Here is an 18,945-nt window from a genome sequence, read left to right as displayed (position 1 = left end):
TTTTAGTGTGCATTTTATTCTAGAAAGGATAGAAATGATAGATATAGTACTTGCTACTAGTAATAAGGGTAAGGTAAAAGAGTTTAATGAAATGGCAAATAAGCATGGTATAAATTTTGTTAGTATAAAAATGCCAGATGTAGATGAAAATGGAAGTACTTTTGAAGAAAATTCATTAATTAAGGCAAAAGAAGCACTGAAAGTAAGTAATGGATTAGCTGTTGTTTCAGATGATTCAGGACTTTGTATAGATTGTTTAGACGGAAAGCCTGGAATACATACAGCAAGATTTAGAAATGATCTTTTGACTTATGAAGAAAGAGGTAAGGCATTAATAGAATTAGTGAATGAAAAAAATACAACTAGAGATGCAAAATTCGTTTGTGTTATAACCCTAATAAAACCAGATGGGACATACTACCATTTTAGTGGAGAAACTAAGGGACAAATTACAAGAGAATGCATGGGTAAGAATGGTCATGGTTATGACCCTATATTTTTCAGTTCTGATCTACATATGACATTTGGTTTAGCTAGTTTACAAGAAAAAGATAGAGTAAGCCATAGAAAAAGAGCATTTGATAAATTAATTAAGTGGTTGACTGAAAATGAATTATACTAATATTTTTTCTTCTATTGAGGAAATTAAAATAAAGGGTCTAACAAAGACATGTATAAATAATTTGAAAAGACTTAATATATACACAGTATATGATCTTTTTTACTACTTCCCTAAAGGGTATGAAAATAGTGCTGTTTACAAGGATATTTCTAGTGTTAAAGATAATGAAAGTGTTGTGCTAAAGGGTACAATAGCAAGAATTACAAGAAAGTATTTATCTAAAAATAGGTTAATGGTAACAGCTACTTTAATGGATAATTCAGGATATATAGACTTGATATGGTTTAACAATAGATATATTTATTCTAATATAAAAGAAGGTTCTACATTACTTGTAACAGGTAAAGCTAAGAGAAGCCCCAAATTACAGATAATTAATCCTAGTTATACAAAGAGTATTAAAGAAGATACAATACAAAAAGATGTAAGTTTAGAGCCAATTTATTCTTTAACAAAGGGCCTAACTCAAAAGAAGTTAAGAAGCATAATGAAAAATGCGTTGGATAAGTATGGTGACTTATTAAAAGAAAATATACCTATAGATTTTTTGTATGATAATAGGATAATGTCTAGAACAAGTTCAATATCAAATATACATTTTCCAAGTAATAAGACGGCATTAGACTTATCAATTAGAAGATTTACATTTGAAGAAATAATGTTACTTGAAATGGGGATTTTAGAAAAAAGGTATATAGACAACAAGAAAAATGTTAATAGATATGTACTAGATGATAGTAAGAAATTAGTTAAGGAATATATAGAAAGTTTAAGTTTCACTCTAACTAATTCACAAAAGAAGGTAATAACCTCAATATATTCAGAGTTAAAACAAGGTAAATATATTAATAGGTTAATACAGGGAGATGTAGGTTCAGGTAAGACTATAGTAGCGTTAATAATTATGCTATACATGGCTGAGAATAATTATCAATCAGTTTTAATGGCACCAACAGAAATACTTGCAAGACAACATTATGAAAAAGTAGTTGAAAACTTTAGTAAGTTAAATATTAATGTTGAACTACTAACTAGTTCTATAAAAGGTAAAAAAAGAGAGAAAATATTAGAAGATGTAAGACAAGGTAAGGTTAATATTTTAATAGGAACACATTCTCTTTTATCTAGTGAGGTAGAATACAATAATTTAGGTTTAGCTGTAATAGATGAACAGCAAAGATTTGGTGTAGAACAAAGAAATGAATTAAGAAAAAGAGAAGTATTATCAAATGTAATAGTTATGAGTGCAACCCCTATACCAAGATCACTTGCACTAACTATATACGGAGATTTAGATGTTAGTATAATAGATGAAATGCCAGAAGGTAGAAAAAAGATTTTAACTAAGTGGATAAAAAATGAAGAAGAAGAGAAAAAGATGTATGACTTCATTTTGAAAAAAATAAATGAGGGTAATCAAGTATATGTCGTTTCATATTTAATAGAGGATAGTGTAAAAATTAATGCTGCATCTGCAAAAGAAACATTTGAAAGTATCAGTAAGAAATTTCCAGGTAAAAGTATAGGTCTACTACATGGTAAGATGAGTTCTGCTGAAAAAAAAGAAATAATGGAAAAGTTTAAAAATGGAGAAATTGATGTGTTAGTCTCTACAACTGTTATAGAAGTAGGGGTAGATGTAAGTAATGCTAATATTATACTAATAAAGAATGCAGAAAGATTTGGACTTTCAACACTACATCAATTAAGAGGACGTGTAGGTAGAGGAAATAATAGAGGATATTGCTTTATAGAATCTAACAGTGAAAAGGAAATTTCAAAAAAGAGGTTGGAAGTCTTAGAAAATGAAACAGATGGTTTCAAAATATCTGAACAAGATTTAAAAATACGTAATTCAGGTGAAATATTTGGTGTAAAGCAAAGTGGTATTTCTGATTTAGTTTTACTTGATATAGTAAAGAATATTAAAGAAATTGAACATGTTAAAGAATTTGTAACTAAGTATTTAATAGAACATAATGGAAAAATAGATAATGATTTTTTAGTAAAAGACATAGAGTATAAACATAAGGTGAAAGGGAATTTATGATAAGAGGATTTGCAGATTTAGGATTACTCCTAGTAGGACTATTATGGGGTTCAGGTTTTGTAGTAACAAAAATAGGGTTAAATGAAGGAATAAGCCCTGTATATATGCTAGGATTAAGGTTTGTAATTGCAACCATCTTTTTATTATTCGTATTTCGTGATACAATAAAGAAAATTAAACTAAAAGATATAAAAAAAATGTTTTTAATATCTTTTGTTTTGTTCTTTGCATATGGGTTTCAAATAGTAGGGAGTAAATATACAAGTGCATCAAAAGCAGCCTTTTATACAGGAGTTAATGTAATGTTTGTTCCATATATTTCTTGGATGTTGAATAGAAAAGCACCAGATGTATTTACATATTTATCAACTATACTATGTCTATTAGGTATTGGCTTTATCTCCTATGTACCCAAAGAAAATTTATTCACGCTAAATGTAGGGGATGTATTTGTAATAATATCGGCAATATTTTTTGGAATACATATAGCACTTACAGGTTTTTATTCAAAAAAATATACAGTTGAGAAGATGATATTAATACAAAATAGCTTAGCGTCAATACTATTTGTAATAGCTGTAATATTTTTAACAATTTTTAATGTAGGTGATGAAAAGGTTAGAATATTATCCAATAAAGAAATTGTATCTGTACTTTACATGGGGCTTGTAACAACAGGTATATGCCTATTTCTACAAGCACTATTTCAAAGATATACAAGTTCTGTTAGAGCTTCAATATTTTTAGCAACAGAATCAATTTTTGCACCAATATTTGCACATATAGTACTAAAAGAACAGTTAACAAGAAATGTTTGCTTTGGAGGGTTATTCATAGTTTTAGCAGTAATCCTATCAGAAGCTAATGGAGTAATAAAATATATTAGGAGGAAGGTAAATGAGATTTTCAAAAACATTCATAAAAACGTATAAAGAAAGTCCAAAAGAAGCAGAAACACAAAGTCACAAATTAATGCTAAGAGCAGGTATGATAAAGCAAGTATCAAGAGGAAATTATACATATTTGCCATTAGGATTAAAAGTGCTAAAGAAAATTGAAAAGATAGCAAGAGAAGAATTAGATAAAGCAGGGGCAATAGAATTACTTATGCCCATAATGCAACCAGCAGATTTATGGAAAGAATCAGGTAGATGGAATGCATATGGACCAGAACTTATGAGATTTAAAGATAGAAATCAAAGAGACTTTGTATTAGGTCCTACACATGAAGAAATAGTTACATATCTATTTAGAGAATTGATAAAGTCATACAAGGAATTACCTATTAATTTTTATCAAATACAAACTAAGTTTAGGGATGAAATAAGACCAAGATTTGGACTTATGCGTGGACGTGAATTTATCATGAAAGATGGATATAGTTTCCATTTAACTAAAGAAAGTCTTGATAAAGAATACTTAAATATGAAACAAGCATATTGTAATATATTCAATAGATGTGGACTTAACTTTAGACCAGTTGAAGCAGATACAGGTTCTATAGGTGGAGCAGAAAGCCATGAATTTATGGTTTTAGCTAGTGCTGGTGAAGACGACATACTATACTCAGATACAACAGATTATGCAGCTAATGTAGAAAAGGCAACAAGTAAAATAGAGTTAGTTATGCCAGAAGAAGAAAAGAAAGAAAAAGAATTAGTGGAAACACCTAATGTAACAACAATAGATGAATTAGAAAAATATTTAAATATTTCTAAAAAGAAAATAGTAAAAGCTGTTCTATTCAAAGAAGTATTGGAAGATAAGACAAACTACTATATGGCAATAATTAGATCAGACCTTGATGTAAATGATATTAAAGTAAAGAATGCATTTAACCTTAATGTAGAATTAGAATTAGTTACAGATGAAGATATACAAAAATTAGGTATATGTAAGGGATATATGGGTGCTTTAAAAGACTTTAATAAAGATGTAAAAGTAGTAATGGATGAAAGTGTTAAGTACTTATACAACTTTGTTGTTGGTGCAAACAAGGAAAATTATCACTACACTAATGTAAATTTAGAAGATTTGAGATATGATGTTGTAGCAGATGTAAGAAAAGCTCGTGCTGGTGATATGTCACCTATAGGAGAAGGTGTTTTAAAAATGGCACGTGGAATAGAAGTAGGTCATATATTCAAATTAGGTGATAAGTATAGTAAAGCTATGAATGCAAAAGTACTAGATGAAACTGGTAAACTACAAACTGTAATTATGGGCTGCTATGGTATAGGTATATCAAGAGTAGCTGCTGCAGCAGTTGAACAAAATAACGATGAAAATGGTATAATCTGGCCTTTATCTATTGCACCATATGAAGTGGATATAATAGCTACAAACATGAAAAATGAAGATATAGTTAAGGTTTCTGAACAAGTGTATAAGCTATTAAAAGATGAAAATATTGATGTAATATATGATGATAGAAACGAAAAAGCAGGATTTAAATTTAAAGATGCTGATTTAATAGGATTCCCTATAAAAATAATAATAGGAAATAAGGCTAGTGAAGGTATAGTTGAATTAAAAACTAGGGACGGAAAAATTGTAGAAGAAGTAAAAATAGATAACTTGACAAATATTATTAAATATTATAGAATGAATCTATAATCCTTTCCCACAAAGGACCGTTATTCACGTATTAATTTAGGAGGAAAAAAAGTGAATAAGTATACAAAAATACAAAAAAAAGAAGAAGTATCAAGAAAATGGCATGAAATTGATGCTACAGGAAAAATATTAGGAAAATTAGCTACTGAAATAGCAGTAATTCTTATGGGTAAAGACAAACCTACATACACACCACACGTTGATGGAGGAGATTATGTAGTAGTTGTTAATGCTGATAAGATTGCAGTTACAGGTAAAAAGTTAACTGACAAGAAATATTACAGACACAGTGGATATCCTGGTGGTCTAAGTGTTAGAACTTTACAAGAAATGCTTGATAAGAAACCTACTGAAGTTTTAAGAAAAGCAGTTGAAAGAATGTTACCTAAGAACAAATTAGGGAAACAACAAATCAATAGATTAAAACTTTATGTAACAGCTGAACATAAACATGGTGCACAAAAACCAGAAAAGTTAGAAAAGTAGGAGGTAGAGTAAATGGCTAAAGGACAATATTTAGGAACAGGAAGAAGAAAAACTTCTGTTGCAAGAGTAAGACTTATACCTGGACAAACAGGAGTAGAAATTAACGGAAAAGACATGAGAGAATATTTCGAAGGAAGAGAAATATTAGCAAAAATTGTTGAACAACCATTAGAAGTAACAGAATCATTAGATAAATTCAAAGTAATAGTTAATGTATATGGTGGAGGAAACTCAGGACAAGCAGGAGCAATAAGACATGGTGTTGCAAGAGCTTTACTAGAAAATGATCCAGATTACAGACCAGCTTTAAAAGAAGCAGGATACTTAACAAGAGATTCAAGAATGGTTGAAAGAAAGAAATACGGAAAGAAAAAGGCAAGAAGAAGCCCACAATTCTCAAAGAGATAGTGAAAATAAATACACCCTACAAATATGGGTGTATTTTTTTATATTTTATTAAAACTCAACATTCACAATCTTATCCCCTATAACCACTCCATATATTTTGTTATCCTTTGTTAGAAGTGAGAAATCTACATTTGTAAAAGGGATTGTTTTGTCTATGCCGTGATTTAAGATATTGACATAACAGTCTTCTTTTTTGTATGGTGTATAGTCAAAATCTTCTCTTGTTACATAAACTAATTTGTGCATATCACAAATAGAAAAATGAGGTCTATTATCCTTTAATATGTTATTTTCATCAAAGTATACACAATCAATAGTTATAAATACTAGATCATTATCATATCGTATATTTTCTTCCTCTATATCAAAGATGAAATTGATACTAAATTTTGAAATTGTTATGTTTTTTATAAACATAATTTTAAAATTATTAGGTAGAACAAGCACAAGCTTATTATCTATTTTTAATAAGAAGCATAGTGTCTTAATTTCTTTACCATTATTACCTATTATTTTTGCGTTATATATATTATTCATAAAATCACCACAACTAGTATAATACAATAGTTTTATTATGTCCACAGCATTTTTACTAAAAATTTTAAAAAAAAGGTTGTCTTTTTTTACTTTCAAGTTATAATACTATTGCAAACGATTGCATACATATATAAACGAAAGGAAGATATAGAATGAAAAAAATTTTGACAGCAGTTTTGTTAGCATTCTCAATCTTAGCTTGTAAAGGTAAGGAAGAAGCTAAAGGTCCAAAAACAGAAGGATTAAAAGGTAGTATCGTTGTACAAGCAGAAGACACTTGGCAACCATATTATGAAGCAGCAATAAAGAGGGTTAAAGAAAAGAACCCAGATGCAGATATTCAATTAAAGGTTATAGGTTCATTTGACCACTTAGACATAATTGATAAGACAGATGCAACTAATAAGGACGTTGCAGACGTATTTGCTCTACCTTTAGACAAAATGGAAAGCTTAAATAGTAAATCAGTTTTAGCTTCATTTGATGCTAAAGCATTAGCTGATAAAATTGGAGGATTCAAAGATTTCGATAACGGTTTAGGAGGACAACTTAAGAAAGATGGTTCTTATGTTGCATTCCCTATGAACATTGAAACACTTGCAGTAGGATTAAACAAGAAAAATGCAGCTGCTCAAGGAATTGATGTAACTAAAGATATAGACTTAGCAACATTAAGCCCAGATGTAGCAATGGTACCAGTATTTAATGCTTGGTATGCAGTTGCAATAACTAATGCATTTGATGTTGAATTATTAGGTAAAGATGGAGATAAATTCTTCTCTGACTTAACAAAGAACTGGGACGAATTAACACCAGATCAACAAAAGATGTTTGAAGGATTATTCAATTATTGGAAAGCTTCACACGAAAAGAAACTTCCTATGTTTGACGAAAAAGCAGTAGATGGATATATTACAGATAACTTTAACAGTGGAAAAACTGGTTCTGTAAGAATAGTTGGACCATGGGATGCTAATCCAATGGCAGAAGCTCTAGGAGATGACTTCGATGTTATAGGATTAAATCATGCTACATGGGAAGGAAAACCATTAAAACACTGGAAGAGTGGATGGGCATTAGGAATTAACTCAAGAGATGAAGAAGATAAAGATAAGATGGCATTAGCAGAAGCTGTTATAGCTGAAATAATGAACCCTAAATATGCAGGAGACATGTACAAGATAACAGGTAAGATTATGCCAAATGTAAGCAAAGATGAATATGAAAAGATGGATAAATTAAGCCCATTAGATAAGAAAGTTCTAGCTTCTATACTAGAAAGCTATGATGTAGCCGTTTCAAGACCATTATTCGAAGAATGGGGACAAGTATGGGATACATGGAAGAACTCAATAATTTCTTGGGAAGCTAAGAAACCTAAAACAGCACAAGATGCATATAAAGAAGTACAAGCAAGCTTTAAGGCACTATTAACAAACTTAGGTCAATAATAAATTAGGGGAGTAGGTGTTAGAGTAGCACCTACTTCTTTATTATAAGGAGATATATGAAATTAGATAAAAAGACTATGATAGCTTTTATGGTAATATCCTTTTGTATAGTACTATTTGAAACATTAAATAGTTTTTATTTGGTTAAAAGTATAGAGTTATTTGAACAATTTCATAAAAGAACAGGGGCGTCATTGGATGTGTATATAACAAATCAGATGATTAACTATATGAGTTCAGTTAGTTTATTTGTGATATTTAATTTGTATAATTATTTTCTAAATGAAAAATTAAGAATAAACGTACTATATAAGGGGATATTTTCATTGTTTATAATCGCTAATATTTTATTTAAAATTTTTGTATATCCTCAAGATACTATATTTTACTTTTTAAGTATAATTTTACAATGTATATTGCTGATTTGGATAATTGTATTTAAAGAAAGGGAGAAATAATATGGACGAATATGTTTACGATAGTATAGGTAATGCCCATGAAAGAAAAAATCTTTACTTAAAAGATTTAGCAAAAGGTGTAAAAGTTGATAAAAGTACTCACCCATATCTTAAAGAATTAAATTCATTCAAAGAAAAAGAAAAAGCCTTCTTATTAGAATTGAAATCTGAAATAAATAAGAAGAAACAAGAGTACAAAGGCACATGTGATAAGAAAGAAACAAAATTAAGAATAGAATTGATGGAATCAAAAAAGAAGACAGAATTCTATAAACCATATACTGAATTAAGTTATGATTATGAACTTGAATATTTAGTAAATAAATTAAAGGAAGAAAGACTTCCAGGAATAATAGACCTTTATGTTTCAACTATATGTGAAGAAGCACAATTCAAAAAGAAATTATCAGAATTAGATAATAAGGCTAATGAAGAAGCTAAGAAAGTATTCGAACAAAAGAAAGAAGACTTGAAAAAAGAATTAGAAAAAAATAAAGGTAAATTAAAAAATAGTAGAAATGAAGGATTAATTTCTGAAAAAGCTTATGAAGAAGAAGTTAACCAATTAAAACAAGCAGCAAAAGATAAAATAGAAGTATTAAAATTACAAATACCTAGCGAAGATTTAAAAAGTAGAATAAGAGTAGCAAAATATATTACATCAGTTGAAGTAGATTCAAAATACAAGATACTTCAACAAGATATATCGGATATAGTAAGAAAAACCCCTGTAGAAATAGAAAAAGTAAATAAAATAGCTCCTATTTTATCAATAATAATACCAGGATTAGGGCAATTATTAAACAAACAATATCTAAAAGCTTGCCTATTATTCATAGGTACAATATTTATCTATTTTGCAGCTATTCCATATGCTTTGGGATACGGTAATTATAGAGGACAAGGAATCTATGGATTATATACTTTAGCTAAGGGAGCTAAAAAATTAGACAAATCAATGATATTCATGATAGAAGGGTTAGTTGCAGTAATACTAATACTATTAGCAATAACTATTATGGCAGTAGCATTTATGGATTGTCGTGATGTATTAAAAGCAAAAGCGAAAGGTATAAGACCTAAAACAACTTTTGAAATTATTAATTCAATACAAGATGATGGATTCCCATATATAGTAACTGTATCAACAGGTATATTATTAATGTTTATAGTATTATTACCAATATTCACAACTATCTTGTTATCATTTGCAGGTATGGATCCTAAACACCAATCTAAATTTGCTTGGGTAGGATTAAAGAACTATCTATTACTAATAGAAGGTAAGGGTATTGCAGGAGGACCATTCTGGTTAATTTTAGGATGGACAATAATATGGACTATATTCTCAAGTACTTGTGCAATAGCAGTAGGATTCTTCTTAGCATTACTTGCAAATAATGATAGAATAAAAGGTAAGTCAATAATTAGAACAGTATTCTTATTACCTTGGGCTGTACCAGCGTTTATAACAATAATGTTCTTTAGTATTATGACTTCACCAAATGGACAAATAACTAAATTACTAGAAGGTATATTTGGTGGTAACTTTGCAATAAAGAGTAGTGCAAATTTAACTAGAATAGCATTAATATTATTACAAACTTGGCTTGGAAGTTCATACATATTCCTATTATCAACAGGAGTATTACAAGGAATACCACAAGACTTGTATGAAGCAGCAGAAATTGATGGTGCAACAGGTTGGCAAAAATTAAGTAAGATTACTTTACCATTAGTCTTATTCCAAACAGCACCTTTATTAATAGGACAATATACATTTAACTTTAATAATTTCTCTATAATTTATCTATTCAATGGTGGAGGGCCATTTGATCCAAGTAATTATGGAAATATAGCAGGAAGTACAGATTTATTAATTTCATATATATATAAATTAACTATAGAAAAACAATATCAATCAATTGGTGCTGCGATAACTATATTTATTTCATTAGGTTTAATGGTGTTTGCTTACATAGGATTTAAGAATTCAAAGGCATTCAAGGAGGAAAAATAATGGCTAGTAAGAAACAAAAGAAATCTAATCTATATTTATCAGATAAACCACCTTTAACATTGTCTGGTAAGATAGGGTTAACAATAAGCTATGCGATATTAATAATATGGGCTTTATTAATAATAATACCACTATTAGTCATGGTTATATCATCATTTAATGGATTACAATCACAATATATAGTAATGGGATCAGATTTCCAATTTTCACTAAAACAATTTAAAATATTATTCACTAAGACATTGTTCTTAAGATGGGTTGTAAATACACTTGTAATAGCATGTTTAACTGCTATTATAACTTTAATAATAGTATCATATACAGGATATGTATATTCAAGATTTAGATTTAAAGGTAAAAAAGGTTCGCTTATGGCAATAATGCTAATACAAGTTATACCAGCATTCGCAGGTATAGCAGCATACTACACTATGCACTCAATAGTAGAAGCAATATTCCCATTATTCACAAGAACAATGATGTTAATATTAATATATGCAATCGGTGGGGTTGCAGGTAATACCTTTATACTTAAAGGATATATAGATTCAATATCAGTTGAACTAGACGAAGCAGCCAAGATGGAAGGTTGTTCTAATATGCAGGTATATAGATTGATAATTCTACCTATTGCAAAGCCAATGATAGCAATAATTGCATTATGGTCATTTATAGGACCATTTATGGATTATCTATTACCAAAAGTACTATTAACATCACCTAAGAGTTATACATTAGCAGCTGGGCTATTTACATTAATTAATGACGAAAGAACAAAATTAGAACCAGTATTTGCTGCTGGTGGATTCTTAACAGCTATACCTATAGTTGTATTGTTTATATTCTTACAAAAACAATTAGTTTCTGGATTATCAAGTGGATCAGTGAAAGGATAAGGATTTATGAAAGTAGAGTTAAAAAATATAGGTAAAAAATACGAAGGTAGAGAAGAATTTACAATAAGACATATTAATCTTGATATTGAAAGTAAAGATTTCTGTATAATATTAGGACCATCAGGATGTGGTAAATCAACATTATTAAGAATGATAGCAGGACTTAACTCAATAACAGAAGGAGAACTATTATTCAATGGTAAGTTAATGAATAAAGTTGCATCAAAAGATAGAAATATAGCTATGGTTTTCCAAAGCTATGCTCTATACCCACATATGACAGTTTATGATAACATGGCATTCTCTCTTGCAATGAGAAAAATGGATAAGAGAATAATACACGAAAGAGTATTAGAAGCAGCAAAAATATTACAAATAGAAAAATATCTATATTCTAAACCTTCTGATATCTCTGGAGGACAAAGACAAAGGGTTGCATTAGGACGTGCAATAGTTAGAAAACCAGCAGTATTCTTAATGGACGAACCTTTATCAAACTTGGATGCAAAATTAAGAGAACACATGAGAGTTGAATTAGTAAGAATACACCAAAGTCTAGGTACAACTTCTATATACGTTACACACGACCAAACAGAAGCTATGACTATGGGTACAAAGATTTGCCTATTAGACAAGGGAGTAATACAACAATTTGGTAAACCAGAAGAATTCTATAACAAACCTGCAAACTTATTCGTTGCAAAATTCATAGGTTCACCTACAATGAATGTAATCAATGGTAAGATACAAGGTGGAATATTTGTAAGTGATAGTGGTGTAGTAAAGATTAATGTAGATGAAAGACTTAAAGAATATGAAGGTAAAAAAGTTACTGTTGGTATAAGAAGTGAAAGATTCTTAAGCGATGCAGATAGAACTCAAAATACTATAGAAGCAAAGATAGACGTTATTGAAATGTTAGGTAAAGAAAAAGCTCTATATGTTAAATTAGCAGATGACACTCAATTGATAATAACAGTACCTAGTTACTTTAAGTATAACGTAGGTGAAACACATAAATTTACATTTGATACAGAAGCATTACACTACTTTGATGAAGAAGGAAATAGAATTTAGGTGAATTATGTTGAATAGAGTTACATTAGCAGATGTTGCTAAAAAAGCTAATGTTAGTACAGCAACAGTTTCAAGAGTTATAGCCAATAGCAGTTTAATAAGCAAAGAAACTAAGAAGAAAGTACAAAAGGTTATAGATAATTTGAATTATGTTCCAAACTCTATGGCACAAAGTTTAACAAGAAATAGTAGTAAAATAATAGGGATAGTGCTGAATTCAAAAGACATTGATCCCCTATCAAATAATTTCTTTTCAGAAATATTAAGTGGTATAAGTGATTATTTAATAAAAAAGGATTACTATACCCTGTACATTCACTGCAATAACAGTGAAACTGAAGAAGAATATATTAAATCATTAGTAGGTTCAAGAAGATTAGATGGTCTAATCTTCTTGCGTGCCTATGACGATGAAAAATTATTAAAATATTTAGAAAATATACAATTTCCTTTTAGTATAATAGGGACTCCTAATGATACTAGTGAATATATATGGGTGGATAATGATAATACAAAGACAACATATACAATTACTAAAAAGTTAATTGAACAAAACAAAAAGAAAAATATTTGTTTTGTTGGAGGTCCTATGAACCTAAAGGTTACAAATTATAGATATAAAGGATATGTGAAGGCCTTAAAAGAAAAAAATATATCTAAAGAATATATTATAGAATCTCTATTTAATATTGACACAGCTTATGATATAATAAGAGAATATTTACGTAATAATAGAAAAATAGACGCTATTGTCACAACGGATGATGTTTTAGCTATAGCTTCAATAAAGGCTTGTAAGAGTCTTAATAAAAGAAATGTAATTGTTACAGGATTTAACAATACATACTTGAAGAAAACTTCAAACTATAACTTCACAACAGTAGACATAAAAGTAAAAGAGTTAGGTAAAAAAGCTTGTGAACTATTGATACAAAAAATAGAAAATAGATTAATGAAAAAAAATTATGCTATTATCGAAGCAAACATACTATGGGAGGAATAATGTTAGATAAGGATTATGATTATAAGGCAATAAATACAAATAGAAAAAGTGGTGTAATAATGCATATTTCATCACTACCATCAAAATATGGTATAGGAACATTTGGTAAAGAAGCATATGAGTTTTGTGACTTTTTAAAGGATGCAGGATTTCATTATTGGCAAATATTACCATTAGGGCCTACAAGTTATGGAGATTCACCATATCAATCTTTTTCATCATTTGCAGGGAATCCATATTTTATAGACCTTGATATTTTGAAAGATGATGGACTGCTATTAGAGGAAGAATATATTAATATAGATTTTGGAGATAATCCACTAAAAGTAGATTATGCTAAATTATACAATAACAGATATACAGTACTAAAAAAAGCGTTTGAAAGATTTAAAGAATTTGACAAACTAAATGAATTTGTTGAAAAACATTCTGACTGGGTAAAAGATTATGCCCTATTTATCGCATTAAAAAATCATTTCAATGGTGCTTCATATGACACTTGGGATGAGGATATTAAAAATAGAAAAGAAGATGCAATAAAGAAGTACAGTGAAAAATTAAAAAATGAAATACAATTTCAATATTTTATGCAATATGAATTTTTCAAGCAATATACAAATTTAAAAAAATATGTTAATGATAAGGGAATAAAGATAGTTGGAGATATTCCAATATATTGTGCAGGAGATTCATGTGACGTATGGTCAGATGAAAAACAATTTAGATTAGACCTAGTTGGTGGTTGTCCACCAGATTCATTCTCAGATGGAGGTCAATTGTGGGGTAATCCTACATATGATTGGAAATATATGAAAAAAGACAAATACAAATGGTGGGTTAATAGAATAAAAAAGAGCCTAAAACTTTGTGATGTCTTAAGAATAGATCATTTTAGAGGATTTGAATCATATTGGGCTATACCTAAAGGCAGTGTTAATGCAAGTACTGGAAGCTGGGTAAAAGGTCCAGGTATGGATCTATTTAATGAAGTAAAAAAACAACTGGGAGATATAGATATAATAGCAGAGGATCTTGGATATACAACTAAAGAAGTTGTAAAATTCAGAACTGAAACTGGATTTCCTGGTATGAAGGTATTAGAGTTTGCTTTTGATCCAAATAATGAAAGCGATTTTTTACCTCATAATATAGAAAGAAATTGGGCAGTATACTGTAGTACTCATGATAGTGATACTCTACAAGGTTGGATAGAATGGCAAAAGGGAACGCCAACATTAGACTTTGCAAGAAGATATCTTAATCTAACTGAAGAAGAAGGATATGCTTGGGGAATATTGCGTGCTGCATGGAGTAGTGTTGCAAATATTGCAATAACTCAAATACAAGACTTTTTCCTATTGAATAATGATTACAGAATGAATCTACCATCTACATTAGGAAATTGGACATTTAGATTAGATAAAAAATATTTAACAAAAGAAAATGCAGAAAAACTATATAAGTTCAATAAACTTTACTCTAGATTAAATAAATAAAGGACAGGGCACAGGGTTGTGTCTTGTTTTTTTATATCAAATTCTTAATAAAAATTTGTATTTTTGTGATTTTTAGTTAAAAAACGCCCATTACTTAACGCTAGTAAACATTAAGGGAAATATGTAAAAAATTATTTAAGTTAATAAACAAACTGATGTTTAGTAAAAAAGTGCTTTTTTTTTTTTTTTTGGAATATAATTGAGATGTAACGTTAACAAAAGTAAGGGGACAAACAAATGAAAAATGAAGCATTAAAATTTTTAAAGAAAATTTGTAAAAATAGAGTGAAAGTTACCAAAAGAATGGTAATATTTTTTTTAATGACAGGTGGATTACTATTATCTCAAGTAAACTTTTCTGAGACAGTAGATGAAACAAAACCAGCAACAATTAAAGACTTAAAAAACTACGATTATCCAAATAGTCTACATTTTGTGTCAGTACATTATAGTAAAGAGGATGTTAAAGAGTATGAAGATTATTATAAATATTTAGACTTATTGAAAGAAAAAATAAAATGTTTAAAAGAAAGGGCATTAGAAGAAGCGAATGGTAAAAATAAAGATCAAAATAAAATAAATGAAATAAAAGATAAAATAAAAAAATTAAAAACACCAATGGAGAAATTAAAAGAAGGGAATAAATTAATATCCCAAAAAGTAACAAATGAAATTGAAGGAAGTTTTAAAAAATCAAAAAATAGTGATAAAGATAAAAAAATTGAAGAAATTAATAATGAATATACAGAAAGAATAGATAAAATTAATAAGCTAAGTTCAAACTTTAATAATTTAGGAATAGATTTTGCACATAGTATAGCTATAGGTAAAGGTGCTGAAATAAGTGGTGAAAATGGCATAGCTATAGGTGTTGATACACTATCAGGGAAAGATTCAATTTCACTTGGTAAAGCTACAAATGCAAGTGGAGAAGGTAATATAGCTATAGGAAGAGATGCGACACTATTTAGTAAAACTTTTAAAGGAAAAATAGGTCAACAAATAGCTAGAATCTTAAATAATCCAAATACAATAGTTAAATTTGAAAATGAAGGCGATGTAGAGTACAAAAAAACAATAGTTATAGGAGACGGAACTAAATCAAGTGGTAATTCAAATATAGCTATAGGTGATAATGCTGTTGCAATGAAGAAAAGACTAACATTAATTAGTTTGCAGGATGGTGGAACTCTTTCTAATAAAAATGGGGCAGAAATAGAGGCGAGAAATTGGAATGATATTGCAAAACAATTCTATAAACCTGATGATGATGATAAAAGGAATTATACATTTGAAGCGAAACCAGTAGAAAATGCGATAGCATTAGGTAAAAATGCAAGTGCTTTTGCTGATAATGTAATTGCAATAGGTAAAGGAGCTATATCTGGATTTGAAAGTGCTGTATCAATAGGAGAAAATGCAGATACAGAAGGAAAAAATTCAGTAGCAATAGGTAAAAATTCTAAAATATTTGGAGAATCAAGTGTTGCTATAGGAGAAGGATCTAGAACTGGGAAAATAAAGTATGTTCTTAAAACAATTGAGGGTAAGGACAAAGAAGAAAAAACTGAAAAATTTGATACTCTTGAGGCAGCAAAACAAGAATTAGAAAAGAAAAAAGATCTTAGCAAAATTTATCGAATAGAAGTTGGAGGAGAAAAATCAGAAAATTCAGTTGCTATAGGAAAAGGATCTGCTGTAGAACATAGTGGTTCAGTAGCAATAGGAGCAGATTCATTGGCAGTTGAAAGTAATGGTAAGAGTGCATTTACAGACGTTGATCATACAAGTGGAGAAACAGTTTCATTTGGAAAAGAAGATAGAAAAAGAAGACTAACTAATGTTGCAGATGGTAAAGATTTATCTGATGCAGTTACTGTTGCACAATTGCAGAAAGCAATTGCTGACAATAAAGGTGGCAGTGTTGGAAGTGCTGTAGATTCAAAATTAAAATTAAGTGACGGAAAACAAACAAATCCAACAACAAAAGATTTAAGTCTAAAAGATGATACATTAGAAATAGCAAATGGAACAAATACAACAGTATCATTATCAAAGGATAATAATAAAGCAACATTTAAAGTAGATGTTAATAGTAATTTAACAGGAATAACATCAATATCAGGTGGTAATGAAGATGATGCTAATGAAAATTCAAAGATAGAGTTAAAGAAGGATAAATTAATATTAAAAAATAAAGGTAAATCAGTAAAAATATTAACAAAAGGAACTGATGGTAATGAAGAAACACGAATAGAATTTGACAGACCAGTAAAAAATAAAAAATCAGGTGGAAAGCTTGACCCAAATCCCCCAAAAGAAGACTATGGAATAGGAACAATAAACTATCTAAAAGATAGAAGAGCTTCTAAAGATACTGATTATGGAACAGGAACAAACATAGGAAGAGCAGCAACAGAAGGAGCTGTTAAGGAAGTATATAGTAAAATTAATGAATCAAAAGTAAGTGTAGAACAAGGAGAAGGAATAAAAGTAACTTCTACAGCTAATAAATATACAGTTGCACTTGCAGATGAATTAAAAACAAAAATTGATGGAGCATTACAAAGTAGTGTAGCAGATGGAAAATATGCAAACATTTCATTATCGAATATTGATGAAACAGCAAAGAATACAATAAAAGATAAAGCAAAAGAATCAATAGAAATAGTTGAAGATAAAAAAGAAAGTAGTAAAAATGATTCAGGAATAGTTATTACAAAGTCAGAAGATAAAAATAGTCATAAAGATACATATAAGATAAAATTAGATGAATCAAAAGTAAAAGAAATAGCAGGAACAACAAACTTAGCAACTGAATATGCCAAAGTAGATGCAGATAATATAACTGTAAATAAATGGGCTGAAAAACTAGGAACAGGATCTATTACAACTAATGAAACAAATTTAGTAACAGGGAAGACAGTGTATAATGCTATTAAGAATTCAAAGACAAAAGTTGAAAAAGAAGGAGATATAATAACATTAACAACAACACCAAGTACAGATGATGGAATAAGTTCAGTAACATATAAACTTGGAATAGATGATACTAAGTTAAATGAAAAAATAAATGCTTCAAAAGTAAGTGTAGAACAAGGAGAAGGAATAAAGGTAACTTCTACAGATAATAAATATACAGTTGCACTTGCAGATGAATTAAAAACAAAAATTGATGGAGCATTACAAAGTAGTGTAGCAGATGGAAAATATGCAAACATTTCATTATCGAATATTGATGAAACAGCAAAGAATACAATAAAAGATAAAGCAAAAGAATCAATAGAAATAGTTGAAGATAAAAAAGAAAGTAGTAAAAATGATTCAGGAATAGTTATTACAAAGTCAGAAGATAAAAATAGTCATAAAGATACATATAAGATAAAATTAGATGAATCAAAAGTAAAAGAAATAGCAGGAACAACAAACTTAGCAACTGAATATGCCAAAGTAGATGCAGATAATATAACTGTAAATAAATGGGCTGAAAAACTAGGAACAGGATCTATTACAACTAATGAAACAAATTTAGTAACAGGGAAGACAGTGTATAATGCTATTAAGAATTCAAAGACAAAAGTTGAAAAAGAAGGAGATATAATAACATTAACAACAACACCAAGTACAGATGATGGAATAAGTTCAGTAACATATAAACTTGGAATAGATGATACTAAGTTAAATGAAAAAATAAATGCTTCAAAAGTAAGTGTAGAACAAGGAGAAGGAATAAAGGTAACTTCTACAGATAATAAATATACAGTTGCACTTGCAGATGAATTAAAAACAAAAATTGATGGAGCATTACAAAGTAGTGTAGCAGAT

Annotated in this window: 15 protein-coding genes; 14 read left to right on the top strand and 1 reads right to left on the bottom strand. The window is 29.0% G+C overall.

Annotated elements, in window-relative coordinates; genetic code table 11:
• Window positions 1-34 precede the first annotated feature (34 nt).
• Genes rdgB through rpsI form a run of 6 tightly spaced genes read left to right on the top strand, consistent with a single transcriptional unit; the run spans window position 35 to window position 6,182 of the window.
• Window positions 35-622, top strand: a complete 588-nt coding sequence (rdgB, locus tag IMK15_RS02095) for an RdgB/HAM1 family non-canonical purine NTP pyrophosphatase (protein WP_046329115.1) — start codon at window positions 35-37, stop codon at window positions 620-622.
• Entirely contained in the window at window positions 609-2,672 is a 2,064-nt protein-coding gene (gene recG / locus IMK15_RS02090) for an ATP-dependent DNA helicase RecG (protein ID WP_192941706.1), read from the top strand. The genes rdgB and recG overlap by 14 nt, the downstream gene beginning before the upstream one ends.
• On the top strand, window positions 2,669-3,604 hold the full coding sequence (locus IMK15_RS02085; protein WP_192941705.1) for a DMT family transporter: 936 nt from the start codon (window positions 2,669-2,671) through the stop codon (window positions 3,602-3,604). Before recG ends, IMK15_RS02085 begins: the two co-directional genes overlap by 4 nt.
• Entirely contained in the window at window positions 3,570-5,288 is a 1,719-nt protein-coding gene (locus tag IMK15_RS02080; RefSeq protein ID WP_192941704.1) for a proline--tRNA ligase, read from the top strand. The genes IMK15_RS02085 and IMK15_RS02080 overlap by 35 nt, the downstream gene beginning before the upstream one ends.
• 51 nt (window positions 5,289-5,339) lie before the next feature.
• Window positions 5,340-5,774 (top strand): 50S ribosomal protein L13, encoded by a 435-nt coding sequence (rplM, locus tag IMK15_RS02075; protein ID WP_046329111.1) that lies wholly within the window; start codon window positions 5,340-5,342, stop codon window positions 5,772-5,774.
• 12 nt (window positions 5,775-5,786) lie between these two features.
• The gene (gene rpsI, locus IMK15_RS02070; RefSeq protein ID WP_046329110.1) at window positions 5,787-6,182 is read left to right on the top strand and encodes a 30S ribosomal protein S9; all 396 of its coding nucleotides are present in this window, start codon (window positions 5,787-5,789) and stop codon (window positions 6,180-6,182) included.
• A 48-nt stretch (window positions 6,183-6,230) separates the two neighbouring features.
• Here the strand turns inward: rpsI and IMK15_RS02065 are convergent, their stop codons facing one another.
• Window positions 6,231-6,719 (bottom strand): hypothetical protein, encoded by a 489-nt coding sequence (locus IMK15_RS02065; RefSeq protein WP_192941703.1) that lies wholly within the window; start codon window positions 6,717-6,719, stop codon window positions 6,231-6,233.
• A 152-nt stretch (window positions 6,720-6,871) separates the two neighbouring features.
• On the opposite strand from IMK15_RS02065, the gene IMK15_RS02060 reads away from it, so the two are divergent.
• The 8 genes from IMK15_RS02060 to IMK15_RS02025 all read left to right on the top strand — a co-directional run.
• Window positions 6,872-8,170 (top strand): ABC transporter substrate-binding protein, encoded by a 1,299-nt coding sequence (locus tag IMK15_RS02060; RefSeq protein WP_192941702.1) that lies wholly within the window; start codon window positions 6,872-6,874, stop codon window positions 8,168-8,170.
• A 56-nt stretch (window positions 8,171-8,226) separates the two neighbouring features.
• On the top strand, window positions 8,227-8,628 hold the full coding sequence (locus IMK15_RS02055; RefSeq protein WP_046329107.1) for a hypothetical protein: 402 nt from the start codon (window positions 8,227-8,229) through the stop codon (window positions 8,626-8,628).
• 1 nt (window position 8,629) lies between these two features.
• Window positions 8,630-10,648, top strand: coding sequence for a carbohydrate ABC transporter permease (locus tag IMK15_RS02050; RefSeq protein WP_192941701.1), 2,019 nt, complete (start codon window positions 8,630-8,632; stop codon window positions 10,646-10,648).
• A complete protein-coding gene (locus tag IMK15_RS02045) occupies window positions 10,648-11,544 on the top strand; it encodes a sugar ABC transporter permease (RefSeq protein WP_046329106.1) in 897 nt (298 codons plus the stop codon). Before IMK15_RS02050 ends, IMK15_RS02045 begins: the two co-directional genes overlap by 1 nt.
• Window positions 11,545-11,550: 6 nt before the next feature.
• Window positions 11,551-12,621: an ABC transporter ATP-binding protein gene (locus tag IMK15_RS02040; RefSeq protein WP_046329105.1), complete on the top strand. Its 1,071-nt coding sequence runs from the start codon at window positions 11,551-11,553 to the stop codon at window positions 12,619-12,621.
• A gap of 7 nt (window positions 12,622-12,628) precedes the next feature.
• Entirely contained in the window at window positions 12,629-13,624 is a 996-nt protein-coding gene (locus IMK15_RS02035) for a LacI family DNA-binding transcriptional regulator (protein ID WP_192941700.1), read from the top strand.
• Window positions 13,624-15,120, top strand: a complete 1,497-nt coding sequence (malQ, locus tag IMK15_RS02030) for a 4-alpha-glucanotransferase (protein WP_192941699.1) — start codon at window positions 13,624-13,626, stop codon at window positions 15,118-15,120. Before IMK15_RS02035 ends, malQ begins: the two co-directional genes overlap by 1 nt.
• Before the next feature lie 237 nt (window positions 15,121-15,357).
• Window positions 15,358-18,945: hypothetical protein (locus IMK15_RS02025; RefSeq protein WP_192941698.1), on the top strand; the 3,588-nt coding region annotated here is incomplete at its 3' end.

The organism is Sneathia sp. DSM 16631 (assembly GCF_014892235.1).
GTDB lineage: Bacteria > Fusobacteriota > Fusobacteriia > Fusobacteriales > Leptotrichiaceae > Sneathia > Sneathia vaginalis.
The sequence above is the reverse complement of the archived record's forward strand: the minus strand, read 5'-3'. Positions and strand labels throughout refer to the sequence as shown.